The 11,829-nt window shown below is 50.7% G+C and carries 11 protein-coding genes; 5 read left to right on the top strand and 6 right to left on the bottom strand.

Translation table 11 applies throughout. From position 1 onward, the window contains the following. Window positions 1-8 precede the first annotated feature (8 nt). The 3 genes from ACSTTG_RS09840 (at window position 9) to ACSTTG_RS09830 (ending at window position 3,092) form a co-directional block, all read left to right on the top strand. On the top strand, window positions 9-1,232 hold the full coding sequence (locus ACSTTG_RS09840; protein WP_438474675.1) for an allantoate amidohydrolase: 1,224 nt from the start codon (window positions 9-11) through the stop codon (window positions 1,230-1,232). 147 nt (window positions 1,233-1,379) lie between these two features. Continuing rightward, on the top strand, window positions 1,380-2,468 hold the full coding sequence (locus tag ACSTTG_RS09835) for an acyltransferase family protein (protein ID WP_438474673.1): 1,089 nt from the start codon (window positions 1,380-1,382) through the stop codon (window positions 2,466-2,468). Window positions 2,469-2,708: 240 nt separating this feature from the next. Then, a complete protein-coding gene (locus ACSTTG_RS09830) occupies window positions 2,709-3,092 on the top strand; it encodes a hypothetical protein (protein WP_438474672.1) in 384 nt (127 codons plus the stop codon). 90 nt (window positions 3,093-3,182) lie between these two features. Here the strand turns inward: ACSTTG_RS09830 and ACSTTG_RS09825 are convergent, their stop codons facing one another. From ACSTTG_RS09825 to ACSTTG_RS09800, 6 genes are all read right to left on the bottom strand, one after another. Continuing rightward, window positions 3,183-3,890: a glycerophosphodiester phosphodiesterase family protein gene (locus ACSTTG_RS09825; RefSeq protein WP_438474671.1), complete on the bottom strand. Its 708-nt coding sequence runs from the start codon at window positions 3,888-3,890 to the stop codon at window positions 3,183-3,185. A gap of 15 nt (window positions 3,891-3,905) precedes the next feature. Continuing rightward, the gene (locus tag ACSTTG_RS09820) at window positions 3,906-4,673 is read right to left on the bottom strand and encodes a DeoR/GlpR family DNA-binding transcription regulator (RefSeq protein ID WP_438474670.1); all 768 of its coding nucleotides are present in this window, start codon (window positions 4,671-4,673) and stop codon (window positions 3,906-3,908) included. Between the two features lie 15 nt (window positions 4,674-4,688). Then, on the bottom strand, window positions 4,689-5,858 hold the full coding sequence (gene ugpC, locus ACSTTG_RS09815; RefSeq protein WP_438474669.1) for a sn-glycerol-3-phosphate ABC transporter ATP-binding protein UgpC: 1,170 nt from the start codon (window positions 5,856-5,858) through the stop codon (window positions 4,689-4,691). Next, window positions 5,848-6,690: a sn-glycerol-3-phosphate ABC transporter permease UgpE gene (gene ugpE, locus ACSTTG_RS09810; protein ID WP_438474668.1), complete on the bottom strand. Its 843-nt coding sequence runs from the start codon at window positions 6,688-6,690 to the stop codon at window positions 5,848-5,850. Before ugpE ends, ugpC begins: the two co-directional genes overlap by 11 nt. A 9-nt stretch (window positions 6,691-6,699) precedes the next feature. Further along, a complete protein-coding gene (locus tag ACSTTG_RS09805; RefSeq protein WP_438474666.1) occupies window positions 6,700-7,581 on the bottom strand; it encodes an ABC transporter permease subunit in 882 nt (293 codons plus the stop codon). Between the two features lie 69 nt (window positions 7,582-7,650). Then, window positions 7,651-8,943 carry an extracellular solute-binding protein gene (locus tag ACSTTG_RS09800; protein WP_438458591.1) on the bottom strand — a complete coding sequence of 431 codons (1,293 nt, stop codon included), beginning with the start codon at window positions 8,941-8,943 and terminating at the stop codon, window positions 7,651-7,653. A 336-nt stretch (window positions 8,944-9,279) separates the two neighbouring features. Between ACSTTG_RS09800 and ACSTTG_RS09795 the strand changes: the two genes are divergently transcribed. After that, a complete protein-coding gene (locus tag ACSTTG_RS09795; protein WP_438474665.1) occupies window positions 9,280-10,668 on the top strand; it encodes a cytochrome ubiquinol oxidase subunit I in 1,389 nt (462 codons plus the stop codon). 11 nt (window positions 10,669-10,679) lie between these two features. Further along, on the top strand, window positions 10,680-11,678 hold the full coding sequence (cydB, locus tag ACSTTG_RS09790) for a cytochrome d ubiquinol oxidase subunit II (RefSeq protein ID WP_438458593.1): 999 nt from the start codon (window positions 10,680-10,682) through the stop codon (window positions 11,676-11,678). The last annotated feature ends 151 nt before the right edge of the window (window positions 11,679-11,829 follow it).

The raw sequence follows: 11,829 nt of genomic DNA, 5'->3' as shown, positions 1-11,829 counted from the left end.
AGAGCTGGATGTTTGAGACAATGGAGTGTCGATCCAACAAAGTGATGCGCCAAGCGGACCAGTTGGCGAAGTATTCGAGTGATGCCGATGGCCTTACGCGCGCCTATTTAACCCAAGAGCACCAGCAAGCTAACCAGCAACTGGCGCTATGGATGCAAGCCGCGGGGCTGGAAACCTGGGTGGATAGCGTGGGTAATCAGTGGGGGCGCAAGGTCTCACCTAATCCAGATTTACCCACGATTATTCTTGGGTCGCACAGTGACACGGTGAGAAATGCCGGTAAGTACGATGGCAATTTGGGTATCTTACTCGCGATTGAGGCACTAGCGGCACTCAGTGAGGTCGAGTTTCCCTTTCATATCGATGTGGTGGCGTTTGGTGATGAGGAGGGGGTGCGATTTGGCACTACTCTGATTGGCTCAAGCGGCGTCGCGGGCTGCTTTGATCGCGCCTGGCTCGATATCACTGATGCTGACGGGATCAGCATGGCGCAGGCAATGCGTCAGTTTGGGTTATGCCCAAGCCGAGCGGGCAGTGATGCGCGCAAGCCTGCCGATATCGGTGCTTACCTAGAGGTGCATATCGAGCAGGGACCGGTACTCGAGCATCTTGATCTGCCCGTTGGTGTGGTAGAGGGCATTGCGGGGGCAAAGCGTTTTCAAATTCAAGTCAAAGGGGTTGCAGGGCATGCAGGGACGGTGCCCATAGAGCTGCGACAGGATGCACTCTGCGCGGTGGCCGAGATGATCGGCTCAATTGAGCGCTTTGCGCGAAACGAACAGATCGTTGCAACTGTGGGCCAATGCGATGTGCGTGCTGGAGCGGTCAATGTGATCCCCGGTGAGGTCAGCTTTAGCTTGGATTTACGTTGCGCAGAGCAAGAGCAGTTGGAGGTTTGTACTGAGCAGTTGCTCGCTAAGCTTGAAGGCATTGCGCAGCAGCGGCGGGTATTGATGATCACAGAACGATTGTATCAGGCAGATGCGCTGCAGTGTGCCCCTCGCCTGCAACAGCGTTGGGCGGCTGCCGTGGAAAAAGTGACTGAGCAATCGGCGCATCTTCTTCCCAGTGGGGCCGGTCATGATGGGCTCGCGATGCAGCATTTAACCGAGGTCGGTATGCTGTTTGTTCGCTGTGACAAGGGGATCAGTCATAATCCGCTCGAGGCGGTCAATGAGGCGGATGTGGCCATTGCCCTACGCTGCTTGATTGAGATGTTGCTCGACTATTAACAATAACGTTTCACGTGTCACAGTTATTGGATTGATGAATTTGTGATCTTTGGTTGTCCAATTTACAGAGAGTCCATCATGGCTCACAGTTATCGATATCATTCAACGCTAGCTTAGGGTCTCCATCCATAGTTAGAGGAAAAATCGATGTCGGCGTTGTCGAAGCAAGATTCTGAGGTGCTCTATATTACACGTGCCTTGGGGATCGTCTTGGTCGTGGTGGGCCATTACTTGTGGCATCCAAATTGGACCTGGTCACCTTACTTGTTTCATATGCCGCTATTTTTTATCCTCGGTGGTATTGTTGCCAAGCCTGTCGCCAACCCGCGTTACTGGCTCAGCAAGTTAGTTAAAGATAGCCTGCTGTACTATCTATTTTGGTACTGTCTGCTCGCCATACTGACTTGGGGCATTATGTCGCTTTGGCACACCAGCATTGACTTCAACCTTGGTCACGACATCGACGTATTGTATTTCCCTTTGGTGCACAACAGCCACAATAACTCTCTCTTTATGGTCGGGTGGTTTATAATCGCTTACTGCCTGACCAAGGCGGCTTTTCAGGTGTTTATTACCCTCACCCGAGGACTAATGTCTCCGGCAGTGGTAGCTGCAATTGGCTTGGCGGTTGGATTTTGGGCTATCGAGGTCTTAGCGCCGATATACTCAGAGCTGCGCTCTTGGGCTTTAAATCTGTTTATTCAGCTGTGTGTTGGTTGGATGTACTTCTCGATCGGCTATGCACTGCGCCAATATCTTCACTATCTTGCTTCCATGACGGCACTGTTGGTGAGTTGGTTTGGATTGGCGTTTCTGATCCGATTTGGCTCTGTTCAAGAGCTAAGCATGTCTTGGAGCCAATATCCCAACGGCTTCTTACTCCACTTATGTGCGTCCGTGTTTGGCTCTCTGGGTGTTATCAGCGCGGCGGCGTTACTTAGAAAATTAAATACCTGCCAACACTTAACTATGATTGGTCAGTTGAGCAAAGCGATCATGACCCTGCATATTACGTTTTTTGTCTTGGTTGACTTGGTGTTCGCTGAAATTGGCCTCATTGAAAGCCAGTCCATCACTGCCCTTAATCACTACGTTACCCCTCAAGCCTTTGTGGTTTATCTCATTGCAGGTCTGTATGGTCCAATTGGCGTTGATAGGCTGTGGCGATGGTGTCAACAACGCTATGTGACGCAAGGTGCTATCTCACGCAAGGAACCATCTCACGCAAGGGGCTAAGTCAGCACTAAAGCTCTCTGAACGTCATTCAGGGGCGATATCGTTATTATCCTCAGCATGAACTAAGCAAATCGGTTTGCTGCGACACCCTCGGGTAGTAATTGAATAGGCAGCAATTTCACCGAGATCCTCGCCTGAGTTCAAAGTTTGCCTAGGGCGAGTGTGAGATAATCCTAGTGTAAGGAGAGCAACCCAGTCTCCTTACACACAATTTGGTTTCTCGGCTAGAAGGTGAGTTTTATGGATTTAAAACAGTTTGTAAAAGAAGCTTTAGTTCAGATTACCGAAGGTGTACAAGAGTCGCAAAAGACGATCAATATTTCTGGTGGCGACCCAGCCCCTTTAGTAAGCCCCGATACTACCAAGCCACATTTGTCACAAGACTATCAATCAGCGGATACCATCGACTTTTCAGTCGCATTACATATTGACAGTATTGCTGATGGAGAGCTCATCGTGGTGGATGATAAATTGGCCACTAACAATAGCACGGCTATTCGGGTGAGGTTTCAATTGCCGCTCAACTCCGCACTGCTTGGAGAGACTTCCCCGCAAGAGCTAGAGCCAATGTTCCGTCAGTCCCTTCAAGCCCCGCGCTACAACGAGGTCTATCTCTGTTACTAGCTGCGATCGCGCGGCGGTTTGATTAGGTGCCACAAGAGAAGGTCAGTCAAGCCTTCTCTACTCTACGAGCTGCACATATTTGAGGACTGGTTAACGAAACCGACTCGGATAGTCACTGAATACGGCATCAACCATAGCAATGTGCTTTAGGTGAGCGGGGTTATTGATGGTATAGCACCAAACCTGATAACCGGCACTTTGTAGGCGGGTGACGTGACGCTTGGCGGTCCAACGGTGATTCAAGTGGCAACTAAACGCATTTATTTCTTCTAAGAGACGCCAGTCTTTTTTACGTAATCGCTCACTCAAAACACCAAGTTTATACCCCGGACAGTGCTGGTAGAGCTGGCGCATAATATCGTGACTGAAACTCGATAGAATCACCTTATCTTGCTCAAGCGGAGAGGCGTCCAGTTGGGCTTTGAGCTGAGAGGCGACCAGAGCGACATCATGTCGGTCGACTTTGACTTCGATGTTAAGGCCAATGTCGTGCGCTGCGGCCAGTTTGAGTAGCGCTTCTAGGGTTAAAATTGGCTCACCAGCGAACTTAGAATCGAACCAACCACCAAAGTCGAACTGCTCGAGCTCAGCCAGGGTATAGCTATCGACTCGACCATTGCCGTTGCTGCAGCGATTGATGGTGTGGTCGTGGCACACGACCAAGATATTGTCCTTGGTGGGCTGAACATCTATCTCCACCCATTTTAAACCAAGCTCGATAGCCGCTAAAATGCTTACCTTGGTGTTCTCTGGGTAGTGACCCGCTACGCCTCGGTGACCCACGATCATCGCAGTCATATGAATTCCTTTACTTTATTCTGGGTTGGCAGCGATCAGCTCAACCTGGTTTATCTTACATAAGTGTTGAAACTTGTCGGATGCTTGATCAACAAACAGTTTGTCTACCTGCGCAAGCTTACCACTGACGATAGGCGCGTAGCGACCCAATTTGCTCTTATCCGCGACCACCCAACATTGATGGCTTTGCTCCATGATGGCTCGAGAAAGATCCGCCTCTTCCGGCGTAAAATCAAGTAACTGCCCCTGCGGAGTCAAACCGCCAACGCCAAAGATCCCTACTTTGATATAGAAGCGCCTGTAGAAGTTGGTGGCGGCCTCCCCCACGGTATCCTCGTCTGATGGACGAACCTGACCTCCAGCGAGATGCACGCTGAGATTTGGGTTGCGGCTTAGTATCGAGGCGGCATTGATGTTATTGGTTACCACAGTGAGCCCGGGGTGATCCAGTAGCTCATGAGCGACCTGTTTTGGGGTGGTACCAATACCGAGAAAGATACTGGTTCCTTCGGGCAACTCTTGAACGATGCGCCGAGCGATGGCCTGTTTGGCGCTGAGGTTCACTACTTCACGATTGGAGAACGACAAATTGTCATTTTCGGTCAGCAGCGTTACACCGCCATGCACTCGGCGAACCATCCCTTTATCGTGCAGATCGTTAAGATCTTTACGAATCGTCTGCACTGAAACAGAGAATCGCTCGGAGAGCAGGGTGCTTGAGAGCACCCCATTGGTTTCACCGAGAAAGGTCAAGATCGCTTTTTGTCTTGCTGATAACGACACGGCTAAACCCCACAACTAGGCGATCGCTTGCTGCGCAGCTGAGATGGACGGCTCATCGACGTTTAGGCGCTTGCCACTATGGTCAAACAAGTGCAAGTGTTGACGGCTGACATGCAGTGCGAGCGATCGACTTGCGTCTATCTCAAGCTCTGGTGTCACGGCAATAAACTGTTCTCCATTGACCTTACCATGCACAAGTTGGTTTGGTCCTAGCGGCTCTACGACGCTGATGTCCATGGCCAGTTCGATTTGACTCGTTTCCTCACGCTCAAGCATTGCGGTTTCTGGGCGAATTCCAACACTGATATTGCCGAGACTGATATCGGCAAACTCGGGTAAGAATAGGCTTTGATCACCGATGTTCAGATGACCCAGCTCAAGGGTGGCGGGTAAGAAGTTCATCGCTGGACTACCGATAAAGTTCGCCACAAAGCGACTTGCTGGTTGGTGATAAACCTCTGATGGGGAGCCAATTTGTTCAATCTTGCCACTGTTTAATACCACGATGCGATCGGCGAGTGTCATTGCTTCGACCTGATCGTGGGTGACATAGACACTGGTGACCCCAAGTTCGCGTTGGAGCTTTTTGATCTCCAAGCGCATATGGGCACGCAGCGCTGCATCGAGGTTCGATAATGGCTCATCAAATAAGAACAGTTGCGGTGAGCGAACGATGGCGCGCCCCATTGCCACGCGTTGGCGCTGGCCACCGGAGAGTTTTGCCGGCTTGCGATCGAGGTATTCCTCAATCTTCAGTGTCTTGGCCACCTGTTCGATCTTGCTTTGAATCGTGGCTTTATCGACACCACGGTTTTTAAGGCCGTAGGCAAGGTTGTTATACACCGTCATATGAGGGTAAAGCGCGTAGTTTTGAAACACCATCGCGATGTCACGCAGCGCCGGTTTCTCGGTATCGACTCGACGTCCGCCGAGGTGGATCTCACCACTGGTGATCGACTCAAGACCCGCGATTGAGCGCAGGATCGAGGATTTACCGCAGCCAGAGGGGCCTACTAGAACCAAAAATTCGCCTTTTTTGATCTCCAGATCGACGCCCTTGACCGCCTGATGGCCATTTTCATAGGTTTTAACCAGTTGTTTAAGGCTTAGCATACTCGCCTCCGTCGATGGATTATGCATGGTGACAACTTGAGCTGATTGAGTGTGTGGCTGATTATTTTTCACTTTCTACGAGTCCTTTTACAAACCAACGTTGGAAGACCACCACCACCAGGATCGGTGGTAGCATGGCGAAGATGACCATGGCAAAGGCATAGTCGTAGCGGGGGAGGCTTGCTTCACTGATGTTATTCATGATCTGCTTTATGCCCATCACGATAGTGTTGTAGCTCTCATCAGTGGTCATCATGATTGGCCACAGATACTGGTTCCAGCCGTCAACAAACATGATGATAAAGATTGCAGCCATCATGGTTTTGGATAGCGGCAGAACGATATCGATAAGAAAACGGATCGGACCTGCGTTATCAAGCTGCGCGGCCTCCATCAGTTCGTCTGGAATAGTCTTAAAAAACTGGCGGAAGAAAAATGTCGCCGTGGCCGAGGCAATCAGTGGGAAAATCAGCCCAGAGTAGCTGTTGAGCATGCCCATTTTAGCGACGATTTCATACGACGGAATAATGCGCACCTCAAGCGGCAATAGCAGGGTGACAAAGATCAGCCAAAACCAAGCCGTGGCATAAGGCAAGCGAAAGTACACCAGTGCATAGGCGGCGATGATGGCGATAAGGATTTTACCGAGTGCAAAACCGAGCCCCATGATCATCGAGTTGGTGATCATGGTTTTGGCGGTGACCGCATCTGAAAATCCGAGGCTGGTTTGCCATGCCTCGCGATAGATACCGACAAGATTATCGCCAAGCGTTATCTGTAGGCCTTCACTGACGATAGTATTTGGGTGGTGGGTTGAGCTGGCGAAGATCAACCATATCGGCGCAAGCATGAACAGCGCGCCGAGGATCAAGATAATATGGTCTGAGATTTTATTGCTTTTCATTCCAGGCCCTTAGTAGTGAACACGCTTTTCGACAAAGCGGAATTGTAAGTAAGTCAGGGTCAACACCAACAGGAGCAGAACCACCGACTGAGCCGAGCTGCCGCCAAGATCCGCACCGACAAATCCATCACGATAAACCTTGTAAACCAAGGACGTGGTGTTGCCACCCGGGCCGCCGGAGGTCATGGTGTCAATCACGCCAAAGGTATCGAAGAAGGCGTAGACTAAGTTGATTACCAGCAAGAAGAAGCCGGTTGGCGCCAAGAGTGGAAAGGTGATGGTCCAAAAGCGCTTGCGATCAGAAACACAATCAAGCATTGCGGCCTCACGCACGGCGTAAGAGATCGACTGCAGGCCGGCAAGGAAATAGATAAAGTTAACCGAGACCTGCTTCCACACCGATACCATGATCAGCGCCAGCGTGGCATCAAACGGGTCGGTTTGAAAACTGAACTTCCAGCCAATCTTGGCAAACAGCTCGGTCAGGGTGCCAAAGTGGGGATTAAACAGGAATGCGCCCATGATCCCGGCAACCGCTGGGGCCACCGCGTAGACCCAAGTCAGAGTAACCTTGTACGGGCCTTGTCCGTGCAGTACGGTGTCAGCTTTCACGGCGAGTAATAAAGCGATGCTCAGCGAGAGCAGTGAAACCGTAAAGGCAAACAGCACGGTGAAAACCACCGAGTTGAGGTAATCGCTCGACTCGAGCAGCATTTGATAGTTTTCCAGACCGACAAAAGTCGAAGACATACCCCATGGGTCTTCGAGCATAAAAGAGAGATAAACGGCCTGCGCTGCTGGGTAGATAAAAAACACCGCAATGATGGCAATCTGCGGAGCCAGCAATAGGTACGCCAAGGGGCTATGGCTGAATTGTTGTCGACGATTCACATTAATGTTCCTATGTGAGAACAAACACAAGCGCCCTCACCGAGGTGAGGGCGAAGATAAGCCGTGCGATTACTTCACTGTACGCGCAAAGCGTTGCAGTAGGCGGGCACTCTCAACATCCACTTTCTTCAGGCTGTCTTCAACAGACGATTGGCCAGCGAAAATGTTGTCGAACTCGCGGTGCATGATTTCGCGAATTTGTGGGTAGAAACCAAGGCGGTAACCCTTCGTCCACTCACCCTCAGGAAGGCTTAGCTGGAGAACGCCAACTTCGGCATCAGGCGCTTCGTTGTAGTAGCCAGATTTTTTAGTCAGATCGTAGGCGGCGTTGGTGACAGGAACGTAGCCGGTTGTCTTGTGCCAGTACATCTGCGTCTCTGGCTCGGTCAGGTAAGCAAAGAAGGCCGCAACGGCATCGTCTTGCTTCTTATCGTGACCGTTAAGTGCGAACAGCGCTGCACCACCGATAAAGGTGTGGCTACCTTGCTCAGCAACGGATTCCCAATAAGGCAGGTAGGTGGTGCCCATCTCAAACTCAACGCGGTTACGCAGACCGCCGAAAGAGCCTGATGACCCCATCCACATTGCGACGTCTTGGCGCTCAAATGGGGTTTGGTTAGAATCCCAGTCACTGCCGTAGTACTTGTAGTAGCCCTTATCTGACCACTCTTTAAGCTTACTGACGTGCATCTGCATGTCTTCGGTACCAAAGTGGATCTCAGTTGGGAGGCCCTCGTAGCCGTTTTGCTTGTCTGAGAGTGGTAGGTTATGGCGAGACTTGAAGTTCTCAAACATGATCCACGGTGTCAAAGATTGCGAGAAGGTCGCGTAGCCAGCCGCTTTCAGTTTCGCAGCAACCACCTCTAGATCTTCGTAAGTCTTTGGCGCTTCAACGCCGACCTCATCGAGAATGTCTTTGTTAAAGTAAAGCACTGGCGTTGAGCTGTTGAACGGCATACCGACCATTTTGCCTTGATTGTCCGCGTAGAAGTTACGCACGCCCGCTAGGTAGTTCTCTGCATTGAAGTCATAACCTGACTCGACCAAGATATCTTGCACTGGCTTGGCCACGCCTGGCGCATTCATGATTGTCGCTGCGCCTGCGTCAAACACTTGCAGAATGTTCGGCGCTTCACCCGCGCGGAAAGCTGCGATACCAGCCGTTAGCGTTTCAGTGTACTCACCCTTGTAGATAGGGGTGATCTTGTAGTCATCTTGTGAAGCATTGAAGTCGCTTGCGATCTGATTCACTGTATCACCCAGTTGACCGCCCATCGCGTGCCAAAACGTGATCTCAGTGGCAGCAAACGCTGTGCTGGAAATCGTCGCTGATAGCAATCCTGCTAGCATTAGCTTGTTCATGGTTCTTTCCTTATATCATTCTCAATGTGAGTTTCTAACGAGGGTTCGTTTGTTTCGTTTAAGGCTATTCTCTACGCGCTTTGTTGCACTTGGATGTGGGGAAAATGTCAAATAGGTTAACGTTTTATGCCGATTGGATTTCGCTTTGCTTAAAAATTACCCAGCTTGCTTTCGCATTGCAATTGCTCGACGGTTTTCGGTTGGTCAGCATTTTGATGTTGCTATCGAAGAGATAGGGTTAGTTCAGATTGCACTTGGTCGATACAGGTAATTGTGTTTGAACAAAGTCTCTGCTTAGCGCGTATAAACTAGGTCGCGACCACTGAGGTATGCCCAATGGACACACTCGCAATCGATCTGGCTCGGTTTCAGTTTGCTTTTACTGTCTCTTTTCACATCATTTTTCCTGCTTTTACCATCGGGCTTGCTAGCTATTTAGCTGTGCTTGAAGGCTTGTGGCTGAAAACCGGTCAAGATAAATACATTCAGCTTTACAAGTATTGGCTTAAAATCTTTGCCATCAGCTTCGGTATGGGGGTGGTCAGTGGCATCGTGCTCAGCTACCAATTTGGCACCAACTGGAGCGTGTTTGCCGATAAAACGGGTCCAGTGCTTGGCCCGCTGATGGGCTACGAGGTGTTCACAGCCTTTTTCCTCGAGGCAGGGTTCCTTGGCGTGATGTTATTTGGCATGGAGCGAGTTGGTAAGAAGATCCACTTTGCCTCGACTTGTGTGGTTGCGTTCGGCACCTTCCTCTCTGCGTTTTGGATATTGTCAGTCAACAGCTGGATGCAGACCCCAGCCGGCTATTCGATCAACGAGGCGGGTCAGTTCGTTCCCGAAGACTGGTTTGAGATTGTGTTCAATCCATCATTTCCGTACCGCTTAGTACACATGTTGTTCGCCGCTTATCTGACCACGGCGTTCGTGGTCGCGGCGGTGGGGGCTTATCATCTGCTTAAGACGCCCAAAAACCCTCTAGCAAGAACCATGTTCTCGATGGCGATGTGGATGGCGGCGATTGTGACTCCCTTGCAAATCATTGCTGGTGATATGCATGGACTTAACACCCTAGAGCACCAGCCAGCTAAAGTCGCTGCGATGGAGGGCCACTTTGAGACTCACCAGGGTGCGCCCTTGATACTGTTCGGCTTGCCTAATGAGCAGGAGCAGAGAGTCGACTATGCGATAGAAATCCCCAAGCTTGGTAGTCTGATCCTGACGCACGATCTCAACGGTACCGTCCAGGGGTTGGATGCGTTTCCACCAGAGCAGCACCCGCCGGTTAGCATCGTGTTCTGGAGCTTTAGAATCATGGTTGGCATCGGCTTTGCCATGCTAGCAATTGGGCTGTATAGCTTGTGGCTACGTAAAAAAAGCCAACTCTTTGAAAAGCCATGGTTCTTGCGACTCTGCACCGCCTTCGGACCTGCCGGCTTTATTGCCGTGTTGGCAGGTTGGGTGACGACCGAGGTCGGGCGACAGCCGTACACCGTGTACGGACTACTGACTACCACCGATTCTGCATCACCGATTGATGCTGCTGCGATAAGCGTGTCCTTAACCGCGTTTATCGTGGTGTATTTTATTGTTTTTGGCTGCGGCTTTTTCTATCTGCTGCGGCTAATGAAAAAATCACCCTCGAAATACGAGCAGTCCTTGGACGCACGTTTACCCGATGGCAGTGACGCGCCAGTGGTCACTCACTCCAACCATTTACCGTAAAGGAGTCCGATATGGATTATGCATTGATTTGGTATGGTTTGATTGGATTAGCGGTATTGATTTACGTCGTGCTTGATGGCTTTGATCTCGGCATCGGAATTCTATTTCCCAGTGCCCACAGTGACAACGAACGTGACATGATGATGAACAGTGTTGCCCCTGTATGGGATGGCAATGAAACCTGGCTAGTCCTAGGTGGTGGCGGGCTGTTTGCGGTCTTTCCGCTTGCCTACGCGGTACTGATGCCAGCGCTTTACGCGCCGCTGATCATAATGTTGCTCGGTCTTATTCTGCGCGGTGTGTCGTTTGAGTATCGCTTTCGCACCAAGCGCGGCAAGTTTCTTTGGGATGGGGCGTTTTTCTTTGGCTCCTTGATGGCAACCTTGATGCAAGGCGTGATGCTAGGCACTATGCTGCAGGGAATCTCGGTTGAGGGGCGGGCGTTCTCAGGCAGTTGGTTTGATTGGTTGACACCATTCAGTGTCTTCTGCGCCCTTGGGCTTATGTGTGCTTATACCTTGCTTGGCGCTTGTTGGCTTATTATGAAGCTGCCCGATGATTTGGTTGGACGCTACTATGCGATAGCCAAGCGCTGGGGGCTCGCTATGGTGGGGTGCGTGGTATTTGTCAGCCTTTGGCTACCGATAAGCAATGAGCTAGTGCTGCAGCGTTGGTTTAGCTTTCCCAATATTGTCTTATTCGTGCTAATCCCAATTGCTGCTGGCCTGTGTATCTGGAAGCTATTCTCTGCGCTAACCGAGCACAAGCCCCTGCGCGCCTACCTTTACGGCATAGGCTTGTTTGTTATCTCTTCCTTGGGCTTTGGCGTGAGTACTTATCCCTATTTGGTTCCTTTTGCCTTGACTTACCAACAGACCGCGGGCCCGGACTCGAGCCTCAAGTTCCTGCTTGTCGGTGCGGCGATTTTGCTACCAGTGATCATCGCTTATACCGCCTACTCTTACTGGGTATTTCGCGGCAAGCTTAAGCACGGAGAGGGGTATCACTGATAATGAACAGAACAATGCGAAAACTACTGTGGTTTATTGGTATTTGGATCGCCAGTGTCGGGTGTTTGTTGCTTGTCTCTTATACCATTCGGGCCATCTTGGCATAATGCCTTTATCGTTGACAAAAGCCTGACATTGGCTACGCAACTTT

This window comes from Vibrio glycogenivorans (assembly GCF_051660965.1).
Taxonomy (GTDB): domain Bacteria; phylum Pseudomonadota; class Gammaproteobacteria; order Enterobacterales; family Vibrionaceae; genus Vibrio.
This window is presented reverse-complemented; position numbering and strand designations above follow the sequence as displayed.

Excerpts from the sequence above, each read along its gene's own strand:
- ACSTTG_RS09840 (WP_438474675.1), top strand. The coding sequence starts at position 9 with ATGTTTGAGACAATGGAGTGTCGATCCAACAAAGTGATGCGCCAAGCG.
- ACSTTG_RS09835 (WP_438474673.1), top strand. The coding sequence starts at position 1,380 with ATGTCGGCGTTGTCGAAGCAAGATTCTGAGGTGCTCTATATTACACGT.
- ACSTTG_RS09830 (WP_438474672.1), top strand. The coding sequence starts at position 2,709 with ATGGATTTAAAACAGTTTGTAAAAGAAGCTTTAGTTCAGATTACCGAA.
- ACSTTG_RS09825 (WP_438474671.1), bottom strand. The coding sequence starts at position 3,890 with ATGACTGCGATGATCGTGGGTCACCGAGGCGTAGCGGGTCACTACCCA.
- ugpE (WP_438474668.1), bottom strand. The coding sequence starts at position 6,690 with ATGAAAAGCAATAAAATCTCAGACCATATTATCTTGATCCTCGGCGCG.
- ACSTTG_RS09800 (WP_438458591.1), bottom strand. The coding sequence starts at position 8,943 with ATGAACAAGCTAATGCTAGCAGGATTGCTATCAGCGACGATTTCCAGC.
- ACSTTG_RS09795 (WP_438474665.1), top strand. The coding sequence starts at position 9,280 with ATGGACACACTCGCAATCGATCTGGCTCGGTTTCAGTTTGCTTTTACT.
- cydB (WP_438458593.1), top strand. The coding sequence starts at position 10,680 with ATGGATTATGCATTGATTTGGTATGGTTTGATTGGATTAGCGGTATTG.